This window comes from Bradyrhizobium sp. Mp27 (assembly GCF_029953005.1).
Lineage (GTDB): Bacteria > Pseudomonadota > Alphaproteobacteria > Rhizobiales > Xanthobacteraceae > Bradyrhizobium > Bradyrhizobium barranii.
The window spans coordinates 44,942-64,893 of sequence record NZ_JASAUS010000030.1; the positions used below are offsets into that span (position 1 = coordinate 44,942).

The 19,952-nt window shown below is 64.5% G+C and carries 21 protein-coding genes; 12 read left to right on the forward strand and 9 right to left on the reverse strand.

Annotation, left to right across the window (positions count from 1 at the left end; all coding sequences use genetic code 11):
* A complete protein-coding gene (locus tag QJT78_RS17735) occupies positions 1 to 1,113 on the forward strand; it encodes a M48 family metallopeptidase (RefSeq protein WP_028151257.1) in 1,113 nt (370 codons plus the stop codon).
* 66 nt (positions 1,114 to 1,179) lie between these two features.
* Here QJT78_RS17735 and upp read toward each other — a convergent pair whose 3' ends face one another.
* The 3 genes from upp to QJT78_RS17750 form a co-directional block, all read right to left on the reverse strand.
* Positions 1,180 to 1,809 (reverse strand): uracil phosphoribosyltransferase, encoded by a 630-nt coding sequence (gene upp / locus QJT78_RS17740; RefSeq protein WP_038942954.1) that lies wholly within the window; start codon positions 1,807 to 1,809, stop codon positions 1,180 to 1,182.
* A 250-nt stretch (positions 1,810 to 2,059) separates the two neighbouring features.
* A complete protein-coding gene (locus QJT78_RS17745; RefSeq protein ID WP_028151255.1) occupies positions 2,060 to 3,298 on the reverse strand; it encodes a URC4/urg3 family protein in 1,239 nt (412 codons plus the stop codon).
* A 7-nt stretch (positions 3,299 to 3,305) separates the two neighbouring features.
* Entirely contained in the window at positions 3,306 to 4,562 is a 1,257-nt protein-coding gene (locus tag QJT78_RS17750) for a GTP cyclohydrolase II (RefSeq protein WP_014492301.1), read from the reverse strand.
* 377 nt (positions 4,563 to 4,939) lie between these two features.
* Here QJT78_RS17750 and QJT78_RS17755 point away from each other — a divergent pair, with 377 nt between their 5' ends.
* Genes QJT78_RS17755 through QJT78_RS17765 form a run of 3 tightly spaced genes read left to right on the forward strand, consistent with a single transcriptional unit; the run spans position 4,940 to position 7,859 of the window.
* Entirely contained in the window at positions 4,940 to 6,067 is a 1,128-nt protein-coding gene (locus tag QJT78_RS17755) for a threonine synthase (protein WP_028151254.1), read from the forward strand.
* 9 nt (positions 6,068 to 6,076) lie between these two features.
* Positions 6,077 to 6,730 carry a PAS domain-containing protein gene (locus QJT78_RS17760; RefSeq protein WP_028151253.1) on the forward strand — a complete coding sequence of 218 codons (654 nt, stop codon included), beginning with the start codon at positions 6,077 to 6,079 and terminating at the stop codon, positions 6,728 to 6,730.
* Positions 6,720 to 7,859, forward strand: coding sequence for an alanine racemase (locus QJT78_RS17765; RefSeq protein ID WP_240537565.1), 1,140 nt, complete (start codon positions 6,720 to 6,722; stop codon positions 7,857 to 7,859). Before QJT78_RS17760 ends, QJT78_RS17765 begins: the two co-directional genes overlap by 11 nt.
* A gap of 51 nt (positions 7,860 to 7,910) precedes the next feature.
* Here the strand turns inward: QJT78_RS17765 and QJT78_RS17770 are convergent, their stop codons facing one another.
* Positions 7,911 to 8,726, reverse strand: coding sequence for a DUF2927 domain-containing protein (locus QJT78_RS17770; protein ID WP_028151251.1), 816 nt, complete (start codon positions 8,724 to 8,726; stop codon positions 7,911 to 7,913).
* Positions 8,727 to 8,810: 84 nt separating this feature from the next.
* Positions 8,811 to 9,389 (reverse strand): L,D-transpeptidase, encoded by a 579-nt coding sequence (locus tag QJT78_RS17775; protein WP_014492306.1) that lies wholly within the window; start codon positions 9,387 to 9,389, stop codon positions 8,811 to 8,813.
* 267 nt (positions 9,390 to 9,656) lie between these two features.
* On the opposite strand from QJT78_RS17775, the gene QJT78_RS17780 reads away from it, so the two are divergent.
* Together QJT78_RS17780 and QJT78_RS17785 are read left to right on the forward strand one after the other, a co-directional pair.
* The gene (locus QJT78_RS17780; protein WP_028151250.1) at positions 9,657 to 11,204 is read left to right on the forward strand and encodes an acetolactate synthase large subunit; all 1,548 of its coding nucleotides are present in this window, start codon (positions 9,657 to 9,659) and stop codon (positions 11,202 to 11,204) included.
* 38 nt (positions 11,205 to 11,242) lie between these two features.
* Positions 11,243 to 11,761: a hypothetical protein gene (locus QJT78_RS17785; RefSeq protein WP_028151249.1), complete on the forward strand. Its 519-nt coding sequence runs from the start codon at positions 11,243 to 11,245 to the stop codon at positions 11,759 to 11,761.
* Between the two features lie 122 nt (positions 11,762 to 11,883).
* Here QJT78_RS17785 and QJT78_RS17790 read toward each other — a convergent pair whose 3' ends face one another.
* Complete coding sequence (locus tag QJT78_RS17790) at positions 11,884 to 13,422, reverse strand: heme peroxidase family protein (protein WP_028151248.1); 1,539 nt, start codon at positions 13,420 to 13,422, stop codon at positions 11,884 to 11,886.
* A 336-nt stretch (positions 13,423 to 13,758) separates the two neighbouring features.
* Positions 13,759 to 13,992: a DUF3551 domain-containing protein gene (locus tag QJT78_RS17795; protein ID WP_028151247.1), complete on the reverse strand. Its 234-nt coding sequence runs from the start codon at positions 13,990 to 13,992 to the stop codon at positions 13,759 to 13,761.
* A gap of 252 nt (positions 13,993 to 14,244) precedes the next feature.
* Here QJT78_RS17795 and QJT78_RS17800 point away from each other — a divergent pair, with 252 nt between their 5' ends.
* The 6 genes from QJT78_RS17800 to QJT78_RS17825 all read left to right on the forward strand — a co-directional run bounded on the left by QJT78_RS17800 (position 14,245) and on the right by QJT78_RS17825 (position 19,044).
* Positions 14,245 to 14,583 (forward strand): hypothetical protein, encoded by a 339-nt coding sequence (locus QJT78_RS17800; protein WP_028151246.1) that lies wholly within the window; start codon positions 14,245 to 14,247, stop codon positions 14,581 to 14,583.
* Positions 14,584 to 14,752: 169 nt separating this feature from the next.
* Positions 14,753 to 15,238 carry a hypothetical protein gene (locus QJT78_RS17805; RefSeq protein ID WP_028151245.1) on the forward strand — a complete coding sequence of 162 codons (486 nt, stop codon included), beginning with the start codon at positions 14,753 to 14,755 and terminating at the stop codon, positions 15,236 to 15,238.
* Positions 15,239 to 15,330: 92 nt separating this feature from the next.
* Complete coding sequence (greA, locus tag QJT78_RS17810; protein WP_028151244.1) at positions 15,331 to 15,813, forward strand: transcription elongation factor GreA; 483 nt, start codon at positions 15,331 to 15,333, stop codon at positions 15,811 to 15,813.
* 201 nt (positions 15,814 to 16,014) lie between these two features.
* Entirely contained in the window at positions 16,015 to 17,601 is a 1,587-nt protein-coding gene (locus tag QJT78_RS17815; protein ID WP_028151243.1) for a hypothetical protein, read from the forward strand.
* Positions 17,602 to 17,621: 20 nt separating this feature from the next.
* Positions 17,622 to 18,185 carry a hypothetical protein gene (locus tag QJT78_RS17820; protein ID WP_028151242.1) on the forward strand — a complete coding sequence of 188 codons (564 nt, stop codon included), beginning with the start codon at positions 17,622 to 17,624 and terminating at the stop codon, positions 18,183 to 18,185.
* Between the two features lie 181 nt (positions 18,186 to 18,366).
* Positions 18,367 to 19,044, forward strand: a complete 678-nt coding sequence (locus tag QJT78_RS17825) for a hypothetical protein (RefSeq protein ID WP_028151241.1) — start codon at positions 18,367 to 18,369, stop codon at positions 19,042 to 19,044.
* 91 nt (positions 19,045 to 19,135) lie between these two features.
* Here QJT78_RS17825 and QJT78_RS17830 read toward each other — a convergent pair whose 3' ends face one another.
* Positions 19,136 to 19,501, reverse strand: coding sequence for a hypothetical protein (locus QJT78_RS17830; RefSeq protein WP_028151240.1), 366 nt, complete (start codon positions 19,499 to 19,501; stop codon positions 19,136 to 19,138).
* Positions 19,498 to 19,890 carry a hypothetical protein gene (locus tag QJT78_RS17835; protein ID WP_157790292.1) on the reverse strand — a complete coding sequence of 131 codons (393 nt, stop codon included), beginning with the start codon at positions 19,888 to 19,890 and terminating at the stop codon, positions 19,498 to 19,500. Before QJT78_RS17835 ends, QJT78_RS17830 begins: the two co-directional genes overlap by 4 nt.
* Between the last annotated feature and the right edge of the window lie 62 nt (positions 19,891 to 19,952).

Here is a 19,952-nt window from a genome sequence, read left to right on the forward strand (position 1 = left end):
GTGAGTGAGTTGTCCACCGAGGTTCCAGCGCAGTCCGCCAAGCCGACGATCTTCTTCGACGGCGTGTCGAGCCGCAGGCGCGAGGTGTCGCTGGCGCTCGGTGACGCGCTCGACATCGTCGAGGAGGGTGGAGCGCCGGTTCGCTGGACCTATGCCGACATTCGCCGCGCCGACAGTCCGGCCGGGATATTGCGCCTGGCCTCGACATCCGCGCCGCCGCTGGCGCGGCTTGAAATTCGCGACGCCGCGCTCGCCGCCGACGTGACCGCCCGCTGCATGCGTCTCGACGAGCACCAGACGTCGCGCCGCGGTGTCGCAAAAATCGTCGGCTGGTCGGTGGCCGCCGCCGTCTCCATCGTTTGCGTCGTGCTGTTCGGTGTGCCGCTCGCTGCCGACCGGCTCGCGCCGCTGGTGCCCAAGCCGATCGAACGGCGCATCGGCGACGCCTCCGAAGTCCAGGTGAAAACCATCTTCGGCCGCAAAGCGTGCGAAGACCCCGCGGGCAAGGCCGCGTTCACAAAACTGGTCAATCTTCTGCGCGATGCCGCCGGCCTCGACGACGATTCCATGACGGCCGGTGTGCTGCCGACCTCGGTGCCGAATGCATTCGCGCTGCCCGGCGGCAAGGTGTACGTGCTGAGGGGCCTGGTCGACAAGGCCGTAAACCCCGACGAGCTCGCCGGCATCCTTGCCCACGAGCTCGGCCATCTCAAGCATTACGACAACATGCGCGGGCTGATCTACAACGGCGGCACATCGTTCCTGATCGGCCTGTTGTTCGGCGACGTCACCGGCTCCTCCGCCGTGATCTTCGCCTCGCGCAGCGTGGTCGAAGCCTCCTATTCGCGCGAGGCCGAGACCGCTGCCGATACGTTCGCGATCGAGATCATGCACAAGCTCGGCCGCTCGCCGAAGCCCGCGGCCGAATTGATGTTCCGCATCACCGGCAAGGAAGGCGGCTCCGGCCTCACCACGATCCTGGCGAGCCACCCGCTCACCGAAGACCGCCTCGCGCGCATGACGAAGGAAGATCGTCCCGCCAGCGGCCCGCCGCTGCTGACGGACAAGGAATGGCAGTCGCTCAAGCTGATTTGCGGCAGCGGGAAGATCTAGAGCGTTTTCGAGCGAAGTGGCGACCGGTTCGCGTGAAGAAAACGCGTCAAAAAAAGAGCTCCGCGCCTACCGCCTCCCGTAAGCGCGGTCGCCGGCATCGCCGAGGCCCGGCAGGATAAAGCCGTTCTCGTCGAGACCTTCGTCCACCGCGGCCGTCCAGATCGGAACGTCGGGGTGCAGTCCGCGCAGCCGTTCGAGCCCTTCAGGGGCCGCGATCAGGCAGGCGAGCCGGATGTCCCTGGCGCCGCGCTCCTTCAGCCGGTCGATTGCGGCGACGGCCGTGTTGGCGGTCGCGACCACCGGGGTCACCACGATCGCCAGGCGCTCGCTGAGATCGGACGGCGATTTGAAGAAATACTCGACCGCGGCAAAACTGAGCGGCTCGCGGTAGAGGCCGATATGGGCGACGCGCGCGGTCGGCACCAGATCCATCATGCCGTCGACGAAGGTCGTGCCGGCGCGCAGCATTGGCACGAACACCAGCTTCTTGCCGGCGATCTTGGCCGAATGCATCGTCGCCAGCGGCGTCTCGATGACGGTATCGGCGAGCGGCAGATCCCGCGTGATCTCGTAGCACAGCAGCATGCCGATCTCCTTGATCAGCTCGCGGAAGGACTTGGTCGAGATGGATTTGTCCCGCACCAGCGTCAGCTTGTGCTGCACCAGCGGATGATCGACGATCGTGACGCCTTCCATGAAACGCTCCTAACGAAATGCACTTGGGTGAAACGCGACGGGCCGTTGCTTCTTCCCTTCTCCCCTTGTGGGAGAAGGTGGCATAGGCGGCCCTTGGGCCGCCGTTCTTAAGAACGCCGATGCCCCGCATCGGCTACGGCGCCGGATGAGGGGTCTCTCTCCACGAACTCCAATGAGAGATGCTCTCGCGGAGACAACCCCTCACCCGGCTTCGCTTTCGCGAAGCCACCCTTTCCCACAAGGGAGAGGGTTAGAAAACAGTACCGTCGCTGATCACCTTGAGCGGCGGTGCGCCGTCCGGCCGGCGCGCGAAGGCGATGGCGCGGCCGGCAGCCCAGCTGCCACCTTCGAGAATGCTCGCGAGGGGCAAGGTCTCGGGCGTGCGGCCGAGCCTGGCGCGGATGCTGCCCGCAAGCCGGTCGAGCAGCGCGACGGTGAGCGCGCGCCACTCCACCACGAGCAGGGAATCGACCGCATGCGCGCGCTCGGCATCGGCGGGATCGCGCAGGCGCAGCACCTCGTGATCGACGAACAGGCCGCCATTGCGGTATTCGGCGAGCCCGGTCAGGCCGTCGATGTCGGTGACGTCAAAGCCGGCGCGTTGCAGCGGTTCGATCAGCGAATAGCTCAGCCATTGCGACAGCTTGTGCAGGGGTACGAGGCCTGCCGTTGCGTCGTCCGCCTCGATGGCAGGATGACGCCAGCAATCACCGAGCGGAATTCCGGCGAGCTCGAGCCGTGACGGCCAGATCGGTCCAAGCTGGTTCAGCACTGCGGACAGGATGATGGACGCGGCGACCGCGCCGCCCACAGCCTGCGCCGCGATGTGATCGAACAGGCCGCCTGGCCGCGGCGTATCGTGCAGGCCGAAGATGTCCGCGCGCTCCGCAACCAGCTTGCCCAGACGTCGCAGCAGATCAGTGCGTCCGTCGAGACCGAGCAGCGGATTGGCATCGTTCACCTGAAAGGCCGAGGTGAGGGAGGCCAGGGGTAGTTTCACCAGCACGTCTGCATCGGCCCTGAACGGCGCACGCGCATCGCCGGAGAAGAGCCCGCCTGCAAACATGTCGAGGCTTGCGATGGCAAGCCCTTCGGATCGGCCGATACTTTCGCCGGTCCCGGCGTCGCGATAGCGCCACGTGGCTCCCGCACCAGCGTCGAGCAGCACGCTGACGATGGCGAGGTCGAACTCGGCGCGCGCGCGTACCGCGCGATCCGGCCACGATACGTTGTAGGCAAGGCCCGCCCAGCGATCGACGCCGCCAAGCACGAAATGCCGCCAGCGGGCATGGAAGGGGATGTCCAGCGTCGGATAGGCCTTGCGCGTGACCGCGATCACGGCCTCCGCCACACCATCCATGCGGTCGAGGTCGATCGTGAAGTGCCGGAGCCCGCCGGCGAGACCGATCTCAAGCATTTTTGCGGCACGCGCGCGAACCGCTCCTGCGCTGAGCAGGGAGCGGGCCTGTTGTTCCAAAGCCTCCGCCATCGCGCGATCAGTACTTTTCCAGCGAGCGCCCGACCACGCCATTCACGTCCTTCTCCGGCGCGATGTCGGTCGAGTAATAGCCGGCAGCCTTTTTCGCGGCGATCTCGACATAGGCGTCGGCCGGGATCAGCTCCGGCGGGATCGGCACGCGCTCGACGATGTCGATGCCCTGCGAGGTCAGCGCGTCATGCTTCATGTCGCTCATCGACAGGAAACGGTCGATGCGCTTCAGGCCGAGCCAGTGGATCGTATCCGGCATCAATTGCTGGAAGCGCGCGTCCTGGACGCCGGCGACGCATTCGGTGCGCTCGAAATAGGCGGCCGCCGCGTCGCCGTCCTCCTGGCGCTTGCGCGCATTGTAGACCAGGAACTTGGTGACCTCGCCGAGCGCGCGGCCTTCCTTGCGGTTGTAGATGACGAGCCCGAGCCCGCCCTCCTGCGCGCCGCGCGCGGATTCCTCGATGCCGTGGATGAGATAGGGGCGGCAGGTGCAGATGTCGGAGCCGAACACGTCGGAGCCGTTGCACTCGTCATGCACGCGGCAGGTGATCTTGGTGCGGTGGTCCGGCAGTTTAGTCACATCGCCGAACATGTAGACGGTGGTGCCGCCGATCGGCGGCAGGAACACCTTCATGTCCGGCCGGGTGACGAGCTCGGGGAACATGCCGGCGGTCTGCTCGAACAGCGTGCGCCGCAGCTCGGTCTCGCCGGTGCCGAAGCGCGTCGCAAGGCCCGGCAGGTACCAGACCGGATCGATCGCGATCTTCACCACCGACACGCTGCCATTGGCATGCACGACCTCGCCGTCGGCGCGCAGCCGTTTTGCGGCGAGCGCCTCGCGGATCTCCGGCAGGTCGAGCCGCGCGCGCGTCACTGCGATGCTTGGACGGATATCGACGCCCTCGGCGATGTCCTTGCCAAAATTCTCCGCGACGAGATGCCCCCAGGGATCGAGCGCGACGATCTTGTCGGGATCGCGCCATTGCTCAAACGGGCCGATGGTCGCGGCCGGAAAGGTGTTGGTGAGGTCGGGCCGGCGGATCGGATCGAGCGCGCCGGCCGACACCGCGAGCGCCCGGTACATGGCGTAGGAGCCGCCATGGCTGCCGATCACGTTGCGATCCCCGGCGCGCGACACCGTGCCGATGATCGGCCCCCGGGCGCGCGCGTCGGCTGCGCCCCAGTGAATCGGAAACGCGGCCTTTTTGCCCGGCTCCGGATGGGAGGTCAGGCGGATGTGATCGGTACGGTTCGCGCGGCTCATGTCCAGGCTCCCAAAAAGCCAACGGCCCGCCGCTCGGACGGGCCTGGCTCACCTGCGTTGCCGGTGCCGAACACCGGCGCTGCAAGCTCAATCCAACATATTGTAGCGGCTGGCGACGACAGACAAGTTAATGGTGCCGCGCCGGGCAGGCGATCATTGCCAAATTCCCGTCATCTACGAGCCGGTCCGGCTCGCCCGAAGGCCGCACTTTCGCTCTGGCCAAACCTTTCCGTCCGACCCGTGTGACGCCTCTAAGCAATTGAAGTAATTTTATTTTTCATGATTTCAAGAGGACGTTGCGGTGGCCGTGCGCCAAGACTGTACAAAACGTATATAATCAGACAAAATGTATAAGTCGCCTCGCCCCGGAGTCCGCCATGCCCGCCGCCAGCTACATCGACCCCCGTAATGGAAAGCTCTACGCGCTCGACCAGCCGCGCTGGTGCTCGGACGAGCGCACGCCGCTTCTGGTGACGCCGGGGGCGGGGATCTCGCGCGAGGACATCGACGGCCGCGCGCGCTCGCTCTGGCGCTACAGGGCGGCGCTGCCGGTCGAGATCGCAAAGCCGATCTCGCTCGGCGAAGGCTGCACGCCGCTGGTTCAACAGGCCTGGGGTGACCTGCGCCCGTTCTTCAAGCTCGAATGGTTCAACCCCACCGGCAGCTTCAAGGATCGCGGCTCGGCGGTGATGCTGTCCTTCCTGCGGCAGATCGGCGTCGACGCAATACTCGAAGACTCCTCCGGCAATGGCGGCTCGTCGATGGCGGGATTAGGAGCCGCCGGCGGCATGCGCGTGAAGATTCTGGCGCCCGCCTCGACATCGCCGGCCAAGATCGCGCAGGTGCGCGCCTATGGCGCGACGGTGCAGCTCGTCGAGGGCCCGCGCGAGGAGTCGGAAGCCGAGGCCATTCGCCAGTCGAGCCAGACCTTTTACGCCAGCCACAACTGGCAGCCGTTCTTTCTCGAAGGCACCAAATCGCTCGCCTATGAAATCTGGGAAGATTTTGGTTTTTGCGCGCCCGACAACGTCATCGTCCCCGTCGGCGCCGGCAGCAGCCTGCTCGGCTGCGCCTTCGGCTTCCGCGAGTTGTTGAAAGCCGGCCAGATCGCAAAGCTGCCGCGCCTGTTCGCGGCGCAGCCGCAAAATTGTTCGCCGATCGATGCAAGCTTCAAGGCCGGTGTCGACACGCCTGTCGCGCGTGAGGTGAACAAAACCATCGCCGAGGGCACCGCGATCAAGAATCCGCTGCGGCTGCGTGAGATCATCGGCGCCCTGCGCGAGAGTGGCGGCGGCACCGTTGCGCTCACCGAGGACGAGATCGTCGCAGCCTTGCGTCGTCTTGCGCGGCAGGGCCTGTTCGCGGAGCCAACCAGCGCCAGCGCGGCCGCTGCGCTGGAAAAGCTCTCGGCTGCTGGAGCGATCAAGGCGAACGAGACCACGGTCGCGGTCCTCACCGGTACGGGGCTGAAGGCCGCAACCACTGTCGCCGATCTCGTGCAGTAGGGGCGGGCGATGGGCCGAGCCAAATTCACTGCGTCGAGCAAGGCGACCGCCGAGCAAAAATTGTTGTTCGATCAGTTGCGGCAGATCGCGCAAGGTCTGGGCGAGACCTTTGCGCCGTTCTGCGAAGTCGTGCTGCACGATCTCACTGACCCCAAACAGGCGATCGTCGCCATTCACAACAATCTGTCGGGACGCAAGGTCGGCCAGGGCGCGACCGAGCTTGGCCTCGCCCGCATCGCCGACCCCGACTACGCGCAGGTGATTTCGAACTACGCCAACAGCTTTGCCGACGGAAGGCAGGCCAAGAGCACCTCCATCGGTATCAGGGGTGCGGACGGTTCTTACGTTGCCGCGCTCTGCCTCAACGTCGACCTGACGCTGTTCCAGGGCTTGCAGAGCGCCATCGGCCAGTTCGTCAGCGTCGATGCGAACAACAGCCCACGCGAGCAGCTCCTCCCCGTCGGCGCGGACGCCATCCGCGCCCATATCGACCAGTTCGCCGGGCGCCGCGCCACCACGCCCCGCGCGCTCAACACCGAAGATCGCCGCGCGCTGCTGCACGAATTGCGGGACGCCGGCTGCATGCAGGTACGTCGATCCTCGGACATCATCGCGGCCCATCTCGGGGTGTCGCGCGCCACGGTGTATGCCGATGCCCGCTAATCTGTTGGACCTCGAAACGCCCTGCCTGCTGCTCGACGAGCAGCGGCTCCGCGCCAATGTCGCGCGGATGAAGGCGCACCTCGCGCCTCTCGGCGTGGCCTTCCGCCCGCATCTGAAGACCGCAAAATCGCTGGACGTCGCCCGCATCGCGATGATCTCGGCCACTGGGCCGGCCACGGTCTCGACACTGCGCGAGGCCGAATATTTCGCGGCCGGCGGCGTGCGCGACATGATCTACGCCGTCGGCATCGCACCCGCGAAGCTCGCGCGCGTCTCCGCCATCCGCGCCACCGGCGCCGATCTTGCCGTGATCCTCGACAGTCTGGAGCAGGCCGACGCCGTCGCCGCACATGCCGCGCGAACCGGCGAAGCCATCCCTGCATTGATCGAGGTCGACGCGGACGGCCATCGCTCCGGCGTCGCTCCGACCGACGCGGCAACGCTGGTCGCCATCGGCAAGCGTCTGGTCGCAGGTGGCGCGACCTTGCGCGGCGTGCTGCTGCACGCTGGCGACAGCTACGCACTGAACGATCCCGCAGCCATCGCGGATGCGGCAGAAGCGGAACGCATTGCCGCCGTGACTGCGGCGAACGCCTTGCGCAGCGCAGGTCTGCCCTGTCCCGTCGTCAGCGTCGGCGCGACACCGACCGCGCGTTATGTGCGCGACCTGACCGGCATTACCGAGGTGCGCGCCGGCGTCTTCATGTTCGGCGATCTCTATCAGGCCGGCGTCAGCTCGGTTGAAGTGGGCGACATCGCGCTCTCTGTGCTCGCGACCGTGATCGGACATCAGAAGGCAAAGGGCTGGATCATCGCTGATGCCGGCTGGATGGCGCTGTCGCGCGACCGCGGCACGGCGAAACAGGCGCTCGACCAGGGTTATGGCGTGGTCTGCGATCTCGCTGGGAAACCGTACCCGGACCTCATCGTCACCGACGCCAACCAGGAGCACGGCATCATCGGCTTGCGCAAAGGCTCGAATGCCGCGCTGCCCGACCTCCCCATCGGCTCCCGCGTCCGCATCCTCACCAACCACGCCTGCGCGACCGGCGCACAATATGATCGCTATCAGGTGCTGGATGGTGAAGGCGGAGTCAGCGCGGTCTGGCCGCGGATCAATGGGTGGTAGGAAGTGCGTCGTGGGGCCTTGCTTACCCTCCAGGCGAGGGTAAGACGCACCTCACTCCTTCAGATCATTCACGCGCTTCACCCAGGCGCGCACATCGGCGAGCACCTTGGGCAGCACCGCCCTGACCTCCTGCACGGTCATGCCGGGCTTGATGCGAGGATCGTAGAGCAGGTTAAGGATGTACTGGTCGTAGACGTCGAAATAGCCCATCGACACATTGTCGTTGAACATGGTCCACGGCACGCTCGCGGTGTCGTTGATCGGGCCGAGCGATTGCAGCAGTTCCTCATAGGCGCAGTCGAGAAAGGTGAAATCGCCGTTGTCGACGGTGAGGATCACGTCGGAATGCTCGATCTCGAAATTGTCGTTCTTGCGGAAGCCGGACAGGCATTGCGGATCGAGCGAGGTGCGGATCTCGCGCGCCTTCTCCGCGCCGTAGAAGCTGGAGATCGTCCGAAACAGGTCGCGGTCGCGAACCAGCTTCACCCGCACGTTCGCGGCTTCGCTGGTGTCGATCATGGCGATGTCGAGATGCTGCACGCGCCTGCCGATGTCGGCCACGACCTTGGCGAGCTGCGTCTTGCGGTCGGCGCGCTCGCTCTCGGCGTAGACGCGCACCGGCCCGTCGAATTTCCGGATGCGGTCGACGCGGCCGGCGAGGTGGTATTCGGCGCCGAACGCAGTCTTCAGAAAGCCTTCGACGATCTCGCCGTCGGTAAAGCTCTTCTTCTCGGCGCGCTGGCGCGAGGCGACCGCGGGCAATTCGCCCGCGACGGCGATGGTAGCGGTGTCAGGGACGAACGCGAAGGTGGCGAGTGCCAGCAGGGCGATGCGAAAGCCGGACGAAGGCGGGGCCAATGCGCTCATTGCTACCCGACGCTGCCGCATTCGGAAGCGACGCACAAGACCGCATATTCACGCGCCCTGCGGGTTCCCGCAGTTCGCCGACGGCTAGTTGTTGAGCACGACCACCTTGGTGCCGACCGAGACGCGGCTGTAGAGATCGCTGACGTCCTCGTTGGTCATGCGGAAGCAGCCTGAGGACACGGCCTGGCCGATCGTCTCCGGCTCGTTGGAGCCGTGGATGCGGTAGAGCGTCGAGCCCAGATACATCGCGCGCGCGCCGAGCGGATTCTCGATGCCGCCTTTCATGTGGCGCGGCAGGTCCGGCCGGCGGGCCAGCATCTGCGACGGCGGCGTCCAGTCCGGCCATTCCTTCTTGGCGGTGATCCTGTGCACCCCGCCCCAGCGGAAGCCGTCGCGGCCGACGCCGATGCCGTAGCGCAGCGCCTGGCCGTTCTGGAGTACCAGATAGAGGCGGCGCTCGCTGGTGTTCACCACGACCGTGCCGGGTGCGTAATTGCCGTTATAGTAGACCGTGGTGCGGGGGATCGGGCTCGAGCCGCCGCGGAAGAAGCTCGGACCGAAGCCCATGATGTCACGCGAGTCGAACCCCTCGGCGAATGCGCCGCCGGCGGCGGTCGACAGCAATGCGATGGCGGCAATCGGTGCGGCAAAAAATCGGATCATTGTTTCCCCCAGCAAAAAATCGGATTCAACTGAAGTCACAGGCCATATTTGCGGGCATTTCGCAAGCCACGGGCCCGTGAGGAGATCATCCTTAACGTTTGGCGTTACCAAACCGGCAACCACGCTAATTTGCCTGAAAGCATTAGCCAAACAAGCGCATCGTCGCGCGGGGCAGGCCAGCGATGCCGGCTATTGCTTTGACGGAGGCGGCGAACAATGATTGATCGACCGGACATTTGAATATTGCCGGTTGCAGGGAGCTTTGGGATGAACGGTGCGGAAAGCCTGGTGCGGACGATGGTCAAGGGTGGGGTGGATGTCTGCTTCACCAACCCAGGCACCTCCGAGATGCATTTTGTCGCGGCGCTCGATCGCGTACCGGGCATGCGCTGCGTGCTCGGCCTGTTCGAAGGCGTGGTGACGGGGGCCGCCGACGGCTATTTCCGCATGAAGGGCACGCCCGCCTCGACGCTGCTCCATCTCGGCCCCGGCCTGGCCAATGGCCTGGCCAATCTGCACAACGCCAAGAAGGCGAATTCCGGCATCGTCAACATCGTCGGCCAGCATGCGGTCTACCACATCGACTACAACGCGCCGCTGACTTCGGATATCGAGGGCCTGGCCCGGCCGATGTCGTCCTGGGTCCGCACCTCGCCGGACTCCAAATCGGTTGCAGCTGACGGCGCCGCGGCGATCGCCGCCGCCAAGAGCGCACCGCCACAGATCGCGACCCTGATCCTGCCCGCCGACACCGCCTGGAACGAGGCCGATGGCATCGCCGAGGTACCGGCCGAGCAGCAGCGCGCCAGCTATTCGCCGCAGGCGGTCGAACGGGCCGCGAAGATCCTGCACGGCGACGGCGAGGGTACGCTGCTGCTGATGACCGGCAGCGCGCTGAGCGAACAGGGCTTGGCGCTGGCCGAGCGTATCGCCGGCAAGACCGGCTGCACGGTGATGGGCCCGACCTTCCGTCCCAAGATGGCGCGCGGCCGCGGCCGCTATTCGATCGACCGCATTCATTACGTGATCGAGAACGCGCTGCCGATGCTGGCGAAGTTCCGACACATCGTGCTGGTCGAGTCCGATGATCCGGTGGCGTTCTTCGCCTATCCGAACAAGCCGAGCATGCTCAAGCCCGAGGGCTGCGAGGTGCATCGCATGACCTCCTGGGGCGAGAATTCGGTCGCGGCGCTCGAAGCGCTGGCCGGCGCAGTGAAGGCGAGTGCAAAGGACGTCAAGCCGCAGGCCCTGGCTGAGCTGGTGAAGCCGACCGGCGCGCTGACCTTCGCCTCGATCGCGCAGGCGATCGCATGCGCCATCCCCGAGAACGCGATCATGGTCGACGAATCCCTGACCACCGGCCGCGGCTTCTTCCCGCCGACGGCGGCGGCCGCTCCGCACGACTGGCTCCAGAACATGGGCGGCTCGATCGGCTTCTCCACGCCGCTGTCGATCGGCGCCGCGATCGCCTGTCCGGACCGCAAGGTGATCACCATGGTCGGCGACGGCAGCGCGATGTACACGATCCAGTCGCTCTGGACGCAGGCGAGAGAGAACCTGAACATCGTCACCATCGTGTTCGCCAACCGCATCTACCAGATCCTGCGCGGCGAGTTCGACAATGTCGGCGCCGGCGAGCCCGGCCAGCGCGCCAACGACATGCTGCGGCTCGACCGTCCGACGCTGGACTTCGTCGCGCTGGCGAAGGGCATGGGCGTCCCCGGCCGCGCCGTCACCAATGCCGAAGAGTTCAACAAGGCTCTGGCCGAAGCCGTCGCCGAGCCCGGGCCGCGGCTGATCGAAGTCCAGATGTAGGGCACAGCATCAGGGAGCGCCGAGGGCCGGGGGGCAAGATGCAGACCGAGCTGAACAAGGTGATCGCGGCGCTCCGGGACTTCTACGCCCACGAAGGCTTCTTGTTCGAGAAGGACGTCGGCGAGCGGGCGGTGACACACCGCTTCGCCGTCTATCTGGAGCGGCAATTCTCCGGCTGGTCAGTCGATTGCAACTACGACCGCCTCGGCGAGCGCACGCTGCATCTGCCGCACGGCACGATCGTCTCCACCGACGATCATCTGGGAAAATCGATCTACCCCGATGTCGTCGTGCATCAGCGCGAGATCCCGAACAATCTGCTCGCCGTCGAGATCCGCAAGGCGAGCAATCACACCTCGCTCGACCACGACCAGCACAAGCTGATGGCGATGACCGACGCGCATGTCTGGTTCGCCTACTGGATCGGCGTGCTGCTGGTGCTGGACAGGCAGCATGTGACGATTTCGGAGGTCTATGTCAGCGGCGTCGTCGATCAGCCGCTGTCGCTCTGGTTTGCGGCGCGGCTGGAGGAGAGCGGTCTAGGGGCCGCGCATTAGACCGTCTCCACAGCGTCATGGCCGGGCTTGTCCCGGCCATCCACGCCTTGTCACGCAGTGCAAAAAACGTGGATGCCCGGGACAAGCCCGGGCATGACGACCTCTTGTGAACTGTCACCACCTCAGTGCAGCGGATCGCCCTGGCCGAGCGCGTAGGCGACGAGGTCCTTCAGCGCGAAGCCGGAGCCGGTCACCGGCGTCCATTGCGGGTCGAGCGACAGCACGGAGGAATTATCGCCGAACATCATGCCGAGGAAGACCTCGGCCACGATGCGACCGCCGACGGGGCCGAGCTGCGGCGTGTTGATTCCGGTCGCCGGCGCGCCGGTGGCCGGGATCGTCACCGCGGTCTGGAATTGCCGCGCCTCGGCCAGGATGTAGGTCCAGAGCGGGCAATTGCCGGCAAACACCCCGTTCGCGATGCTCGCGATCCCAGTTTGCGGATCGCCCGCGCCGGGCTCGTCGACGGCCTTGCCGACGATGATCTGATCATCCGTCAGCGGCGTCAGGTTCATCGCCTTGGCGACAGCCTGGCCCGAGGGCAGGCCGAGCCGCCAGCTGCGCTCGAGATTGCGCAACGCCAACGACGACGGATTGGACGCGACCTCCGGCGGCAGCTTGCGCAGCGGGTCCACCAGCGACGCATCGATGCGATAGGCAAACTGCAGCCGCTTCTTGTTGTCGGGATTGGTGTCGTCGTCCTCGACGCCATAGGGGCGCGTGTCCAGATCGATGAAGCGGCCCCAATCCATGGCGCGTCCGGGGCCCATGGCGCGGAAGCCGGTCAGCGCATTTTTGTCGGGATTGTTGGGGTCGGGGAAGATCGGCAACAGCATGTTGTCCGCATCGTTCAGCCGATAGCCGGGGCGGATCATGGAATGGCCGAGACGGTAGGCCGCAACCGAGAACTCCACCGGCATGAATGGATAGGTCTTCCAGTGGTAGTGGGCGAGCTTGCTGCGGTCGTACTGGCCCGCGGTCTTCAGCTCGTCCAGCACGCTGGCGCGGACGATGCGCGGCAGGAAGTCGTTCAGCACGACGTATTGATAGTGGAATCGGACGCGCTGCTGCACCTCCTCGAACGACAGGCTGTCATTGTCGTCGACCATGCGGTTGTGAAAGCGCAGCATCAAGGCCTGGAACTGCGAGACGATGCTGTTCTCGTCGTTGCGGGGGTCGCCGATCAGGGCGCGGCCCTTGAAGCGTGGCAGGTCGCTGGCATCGGGTACGCCCGCGCCGGTCAGCTTCTCGCCGAGCCGGAACTTGATGCCGTCATACATGTAGGGCTGATCGTTCGGACCACGGCCGTAGAGATTGTCCAGATCGAGCGACGGCGTGCGGAAGTCGACGAGCCCGTCGGGGTCCTGCTGCTTGGTCAGCGAGCTGACCGGATCGAAGGTGATGTCGTGGTCGATGAACTGGCCGAAATAGGTGTAGAGCGCGGGAATGCCGCTCTCCTCCGCGTCCGGCCCGTCCTTCGGACCATCGAAGTCGGCGACCATCTTGTCGGCCAGCGCCGAAAGGTTCGCGACATTGTCGGCGTCGTTCGGACCGAATTTCGCCGGCGTGAGCTTGCGGAACATGCGTCCGAAGCGGCCCTGGGAAAGCGGCGAACGCGTTGCGTTCAGACCGCGCGGAATAATGCTGTGGCGGCTGCTCATTGAAAACACCTCCCTGAAAAGTCACGACGTGCAACGAATAAAGCTAAAGTTGTTCGCAACAGAATATGCATGTCACGCTAGATCAGGCGATTGGGTGCCACAAGCGATCTGCTTCACACACTGTGCGGCATCGATGATGTTCCGAAAGGGAGCGTTGCGAACAAGCTGCGGTCGCGCTTTGCAAATTTTTCCCGGAGCGATGACGGATAACATTCTCGTCATCGGCATGCGCGAGCGGCTTCGCGCATGTGAGTTCGCCGGACTGTCGGCGAAGTGGATCGTCTTCACGCAATAAGTGTGGCGGCGTGCGCGTCATGCGCGCACGCCGCGATGTCGTCAGTAGGCATACTGCTGCGAGAACGCGTAGCGCGGATTGATGCCGCAAGAGGCCGACGTGCCGGAGGCGGTGGCGAGGCACTGCTGATAGCTCGCGAACTGGCAGTTGCCGGGATAGCCCCACATGCGTCCCTGCAGGCAATATCGATCGTTTGCAGGATGTGCCTGGGCGGCCGGGGATGCTACGGCGACCAGGGCGGCGAACGATGCGAGAGTGAGGATGATGCGACGCATTTCAATCTCCTTCGAGAGGGGTGGACGGGAACGTCAGCGAGCCGGGCTCGTCTGAGGCATGTCATGCCTATCTTGGTGTCGGCGGAATGCCGTGCGTTCGCGACGTGGCACATCATGACGCAGCCGGCGGCCAGGAATGTGATCTACGCCACAGTTCGCGGTGGGGGTCCGGCCTATCGTGAGAAGACGTGCACGCGTCGATCCCGGAGAATCAGGCTTGTCTCATTCGGATCAGGTATTTTGGAGATTCTAATGCAAAGGTCATATTTGCTGGCTGCGACAGCAGCGCTGGCGCTTTTCATGCAAATACCGCTCGCGCTGGCCCAGAGTGCGCCGGCCGCCGGTGGAACCGCAGCGCCTGCGGCGACAACCACTGCGCCCCCAGCGACGACGACAACGCCGGCCGCGACCGGCGACACCTCCAGCCAGCCGGCCGACTCCAAGAAGAGCGCATCGAAGAAGCCGGCGAAGAAGAAGATGACGCGGCAGCAGGAAATCGATCATTCGGTCGACACCGGCACCGTGCCCGCGCGCTACCGCAGCTCTGTGCCCAAGCAGTACCAGCAGTACATTCCGTTCGATAAGCGGTGACGGGTCTCACGGCGGCGACGTGATCGGACGTCGGGCCGCCGGTGCGATCGTGTGACGGCCTTGGTGTGACGCCTTGTCGTAGCGCCTTAACCAAGCGGAATCCGGCCATACATCCCCAGTGGCGGTCTGCGAGAGCGGTGCTAGAGTAGGCCGAAGCCCGGGGGGAGAAATGAGCGACGACGTGAAGGATGCTGGCCTTGTGGCCATGATCAGCAGCATCCTGGGAGGCAACAAGCGCGCAGACAGCAGTGCTCCGCCGCCGCTCACCGAAGTTCCGCCGACAGCGCCGACGAACGGGTTCGACCTGGTCGAGCCGTCCACCCCCCATCCTGCGCCGGCCGAGCCCGACGTTGTGCCCGATGCCGTGCCGGCTGCCGCGAAGCCGGTCGAGCGGCCAGCGAAAATCACGACGACGCCTGATGGCAAGAAGCTGCTTCCCGCCGAGGCGATTGCCGATCTCGTGCTTGGCGAGCTGCGCAAGCTGGAGAATTTTCCGGCGACCGGCGCCTCCGTCACGGTCTACGGTTACAAGCACTGGAATGCGATGATCACCTTCGCGCCGTTCTCGACCACGTTCCAGAACGCGACGCGGTTCCGCCAAGCCCTGCCGGACCTGGTCTTCAAGCTGCGCCGTTTCGTCGAACTTGAGATATAGTCCGGGACAATCACCGGCCGCTGTTCGGCGCGATTCCCCGCTGTGGGGCGAGGCGCGAGCGCGTGCCCGAAACTGTTCGACAGGATTTTGAATTGAGCGTCGCCTTTACCAAGGAAGAAAGCGCCGAAACCGCGTCCGAGACGCTGCTGCCGGATCGCCCGATCTCGCCTCATCCAAACCTCGTGACGGAAGCAGGCTTGCAGGCGCTGCAGGCGCAGCTTCGCGAAGCGCGCGAGGCCTATGAAGCCGCGCAAGCCATCGAGGACGTCAACGAAAAGCGCCGGCAGTCTGCGGTGCCCTTGCGCGACGCTCGCTATCTGACCGAACGGCTGCGCACGGCGCAGGTCATTCCCGACCCGGCGTCGACCGATGTCGTCGCCTTCGGCAGCACCGTGACCTTCAGCCGCACCGACGGCCGCGTGCAGACCTATCGCATCGTCGGCGAGGACGAAGCGGATCCAAAGGCCGGATCGATCTCGTTCGTGGCACCGGTTGCGAAGTCGCTGATCGGGAGGACGGTGGGTGATGTCGCGGGTTCTGGCGCGCAAGAGATCGAGATTCTGTCGATCGCGTAGCGATGCGATCCGAGGCCTGAATGGTGGTCGCGTAAGGATCGAACTCCGACGGCTTTGGCTTCGGACTGGTTTCGCCAACTTCGAGGCGCCGCTGGGTCAGTTGCGCTGCCGCGACTTACCTGTTCAGCAAAAACCGCGAACGTCATATAGTGAGGGGGTATCAAGACCAATTCATTGCGTGTCAGGCAAAGGGAGGGATCCATGCGGAAGTCCCTGTTCTTCGTCATCGCAGCCGGTCTCGGCCTATCAGGACCACAGGCTCTGGTCGCGCAGGACGATGTAGATCAGCAGCTCGGCAGCGTTCATTTCCAGACCTCTTGCAACGATGTGGCCCAGCGTCGTTTCGATCGCGGGATGCGCTACCAGCATTCCTACTGGTACGCCAACGCCAAGGAGATCTTCGAGGAAGCCATCAAGGCTGACCCGACATGCAGCATGGCCTATTGGGGCATTGCGCTCACCTACATGGACAATCCGCACAATGCGATTCCAAGGCCGAACCTGGCGCCGGGCCTCGCCGCGATCACGAAGGCCAAGGAGATCGGCGCCGCGACCGAGCGAGAACGCGACTACATCGATGCGCTGATGGTGATGTATGCCGATTACGACAAGATCCCTCACGTCCAGCGGATGCGCATGCTGCGTGACGCGCAGGCGCGCGTCGCGGCCAAATATCCAGACGACGACGAAGCCCAGATCGCCTACGCCATTACGCTCAATACGTCGGCGGATCTGAACGACAAGACCTACGCGCAGCAAATTAAAGGCGCGGCGATTCTCGAGCCGATCTCCAGGCGGCTGCCGATGCATCCGGGCGTGACGCATTATCTGATCCATCTCTACGACTACCCGGCGCTGGCGCAGAAAGGGCTCGATGCCGCCAATCGTTATGCCAAGATCGCGCCGGCCGCGCCGCACGCCCAGCACATGCCCTCCCACATCTACACGCGCGTCGGCTATTGGAAGGAATCGATCGACTCCAACACCGCTTCCGTGAAAGCCGCGATGGCCGAAAAGTCGGTCGGCAATTACCTGCATGCGCAGGACTACATGGTCTATGCTCACCTGCAGCTCGGCCAGGACAAGCAGGCGCGCGCCGTCATCGACGACATGATCAAGGAGACCGACTTCAAGGCGACGGTCGCAGCGGCAGATTACGCGCTGGCGGCTTCGCCGGCGCGTTATGCGATCGACCGTGGCGATTGGGAGGGGGCCTCGCAGCTGCCGGTCAGGCCGAGCAACCTCAACTTTGCGATGGCGGTAACGCATTTCGCCCGGGCCCTCGGCGCGGCACGCTCCGGCCAACCGGAAGCCGCCAAGGCCGACATCCAGAAGCTGGCGGAATTGCGCGAAAAGCTGCAGGACGCCAAGGACAATTATTGGTCCGGAATCGTCGACATCCAGCGTCAGGTCGGCGTCGCCTGGGTGCTTTACGCCGAGGGCAAGTATGACGAGGCACTCAATGCGATGAGTGCCGCGGCGGATGCAGAGGACAAGACGGAAAAGCACGTGATCACGCCCGGACCGCTCGCACCGGCGCGCGAGCTTTACGGCTTCATGCTGCTCGATCGCGGCATGGCCAAGGAGGCGCTTGCCGCATTCGAGGCAACCAAGGCGAAGGAGCCGAACCGCCTGCACGCGTTCGCGGGGGCGGCCAAGGCGGCCGAAGCCCTTGGTAACAGGGAAGCGGCACGACAGAACTGTCAGCAGCTCGTAACGCTGACGACCAGTGCCGATTCGGAACGCCCCGAGGTCGCGGCGGCGAAGCAATACCTCGCCAGCAACTGACCCGGAACGAGAACGGTGGAATGATGAGAAGGGCAGCCGCCATCGCCGTCGCAGCAATCGTGCTGGGAAGCGCGCTGGCGGCATCGCTCGTGTGGCTCCATGCGCCACGGCATGCCGCCGCGAATTCCGCCACGCCGGTGTGGCACGAGGTGACCTGGCCCTTCTCGATCGACCAATGGGGCAAGGGAAAGGCGTTCCGCTGCAGGGCTTCCGACTGCGGTGTCGAGGTGACGCTGTACCTGCGCGCCAAGATAGGCTTTTGCAATTGCACGACGGGCGTCGCCGATGATGATGACCTCGATCGCATGGGCGATACCGTTCTCCTGGGCGAAGTCTCTCCACGCGGTTCCGGCCATCCCGTCAGGATTGCGTCGATGAACGGTCGCAGCCGCGCCTACACGCTCAACTCACGTGGCGCTCCCGGCAAAACGCTGGTGTCGGTCGTCTACAACGAACGTTGCGACATGATCGCAGCGACCGCTGTCACTGGCTCCGATCGGCCGGAGACCATCGAACCCCGCGTGATCGAGTTTCTGGGCGGCAGCACCGCGATGCACTGGGCTGAGGTCACACTGGGTCTGTGATCGACTGCACCTTCCCGATCGGCGGGCATTTCAATGCGGCGAATGGCCCGCGCAGCTGGGGCGAGGATTGCTATCGACAGGGGCAATCTCATTCGCCTAGAACATCAGCCATGCGTTTCCGTCGTCTTGTCCCGATATCGAAGGTCTCCGCCGTGTCCGCGAAACAAAGCGCGGCGGCTGGATGAGACGGTTTTTGTCGGGGGCGTTGCCGTTCTACGCGCTGGCCGGATTGGCCATGTGCATGTACCTCGTCCTGTACAAGACGAACCTGTTCGACTTGAACGCCATCGTCCAGGATGCGACCGGTTCGGCATGGTTTCCGGTCTTCATGTTCGCCTGTGTGCTCCTGGAGTCGGTCTTTCCGTATTTCGGCTATTTTCCCGGAACCGCCCTCATCCTGATGTCCGTCGCGCTCAATCCGAAGCCTGCGGATGTCTCCGTTTTCATCGTAGCGTGGGCGGCCATCATCGTGGGCGCCGTTCTGAGTTACGGACAGGCTCGCTTTTTCAGGCCGATGTTGCAGCGGGTTGCCTCAAAAGCGGCACTGGGCCGATGTGAGTCCCTCCTTGACTCCTATGGTCCTTACGCGCGCGTTGCCTTGTTCGTTCATCCCAACGCTTGCGCGATGTATTTCACGGCACTCGGACTTCTCGGCCGGAACCTGACGCGAGAGCTCGCTCATCTTTGCGTGGGTGCAGCAGCCTCCGTGGGCATTCTGTTCGTCGTCGTGACCAGGCTGGTGTCCTCCGCGGGCGCCACCGATGATGGGGAATTGCAGGTGCTGCTGGCGGCAGGCCTGGTCGCCATCGGGACCTTCGTCGGTCTCTACGCGGCCTTGCGGCCGGATCGGGCTGCTTGAAGCTTGATCCGGAAGAGCGCGAAGCGGTTTTCCGAACAGAGAGCTCGCTTTGAGCTTGGTCGGTCATGATCCATATGCGGAAGCACCCAAGTCAGAGCCTAAACCAGGGCAGGGTGAGATAGACGCAAGCGATCATCGAGAGGATGGGAATTACCCACACCCATCCCGACCAGAAGTTTCGCACTGAACGTCCGGGTAACGACGCAGCAACGAGGGCGACGATCAGTGCCCCGAGCGCGGCCGTCGCGGCCCACCCGTACCAGTACATCGCTGGAGCTAGAAATCCCATCGCAGGGTCAGCAACGTCTCGCGAATGATGCGTGCCCGCCAGCACGATGCCGAGCGACGGGAAAACGGTGAAAAGAGCAAGGTCCTTTGCGAGTGCAACCACGTAGAGGAAGCCAAATGTCGTCCCGAACGCGAATGCAAAGCGGCGGAACGCAGCCGATAACGTCATGCGCCGAAACCCCTGATGTTGTTTACGACGTGGCCGGTTAGGAAGCCCCACCAGATGACAAAGGCGAGGATCGAGGTGAGCATCGTGCGCGTCTGAGCAGGCTCGTCGGCACGCGGCCGTCGCCAGCAAACCCAGTAGGCTGGTAGCAACGCAAAACCGATCGCGGCGAAGTGCTCCTTGAGGTCGAAGAAGCCCAGGGCTGGCCAATGACCGGCGCGCTCTAACTCTGGCCTGATGTCGACGCGAAAATACAGATAGATGATCCCACCGAGCAGGATGGAGATGGCATACAAGACGACGACGGCGTCGGCGAACCGGGCCGATGGCACGGAGCGAAAGCGGCCGAAAAACGAACTGGGGCGCGTTCCCACAGTCGCCCACGTCGCCAAGGTCTGGTGCGTAATCGCGCCAAGCAGTGCAACGGCGACCAGGCCGTGAATAATCAGGAGTA

Coding starts and splice junctions, on each gene's coding strand:
- upp (WP_038942954.1), bottom strand. CDS start 1,809: ATGGAAGGCGTCACGATCGTCGATCATCCGCTGGTGCAGCACAAGCTG.
- QJT78_RS17745 (WP_028151255.1), bottom strand. CDS start 3,298: ATGGCGGAGGCTTTGGAACAACAGGCCCGCTCCCTGCTCAGCGCAGGA.
- QJT78_RS17750 (WP_014492301.1), bottom strand. CDS start 4,562: ATGAGCCGCGCGAACCGTACCGATCACATCCGCCTGACCTCCCATCCG.
- QJT78_RS17755 (WP_028151254.1), top strand. CDS start 4,940: ATGCCCGCCGCCAGCTACATCGACCCCCGTAATGGAAAGCTCTACGCG.
- QJT78_RS17760 (WP_028151253.1), top strand. CDS start 6,077: ATGGGCCGAGCCAAATTCACTGCGTCGAGCAAGGCGACCGCCGAGCAA.
- QJT78_RS17765 (WP_240537565.1), top strand. CDS start 6,720: ATGCCCGCTAATCTGTTGGACCTCGAAACGCCCTGCCTGCTGCTCGAC.
- QJT78_RS17770 (WP_028151251.1), bottom strand. CDS start 8,726: ATGAGCGCATTGGCCCCGCCTTCGTCCGGCTTTCGCATCGCCCTGCTG.
- QJT78_RS17775 (WP_014492306.1), bottom strand. CDS start 9,389: ATGATCCGATTTTTTGCCGCACCGATTGCCGCCATCGCATTGCTGTCG.
- QJT78_RS17780 (WP_028151250.1), top strand. CDS start 9,657: ATGAACGGTGCGGAAAGCCTGGTGCGGACGATGGTCAAGGGTGGGGTG.
- QJT78_RS17785 (WP_028151249.1), top strand. CDS start 11,243: ATGCAGACCGAGCTGAACAAGGTGATCGCGGCGCTCCGGGACTTCTAC.
- QJT78_RS17790 (WP_028151248.1), bottom strand. CDS start 13,422: ATGAGCAGCCGCCACAGCATTATTCCGCGCGGTCTGAACGCAACGCGT.
- QJT78_RS17795 (WP_028151247.1), bottom strand. CDS start 13,992: ATGCGTCGCATCATCCTCACTCTCGCATCGTTCGCCGCCCTGGTCGCC.
- QJT78_RS17800 (WP_028151246.1), top strand. CDS start 14,245: ATGCAAAGGTCATATTTGCTGGCTGCGACAGCAGCGCTGGCGCTTTTC.
- QJT78_RS17805 (WP_028151245.1), top strand. CDS start 14,753: ATGAGCGACGACGTGAAGGATGCTGGCCTTGTGGCCATGATCAGCAGC.
- QJT78_RS17815 (WP_028151243.1), top strand. CDS start 16,015: ATGCGGAAGTCCCTGTTCTTCGTCATCGCAGCCGGTCTCGGCCTATCA.
- QJT78_RS17820 (WP_028151242.1), top strand. CDS start 17,622: ATGATGAGAAGGGCAGCCGCCATCGCCGTCGCAGCAATCGTGCTGGGA.
- QJT78_RS17825 (WP_028151241.1), top strand. CDS start 18,367: ATGAGACGGTTTTTGTCGGGGGCGTTGCCGTTCTACGCGCTGGCCGGA.
- QJT78_RS17830 (WP_028151240.1), bottom strand. CDS start 19,501: ATGACGTTATCGGCTGCGTTCCGCCGCTTTGCATTCGCGTTCGGGACG.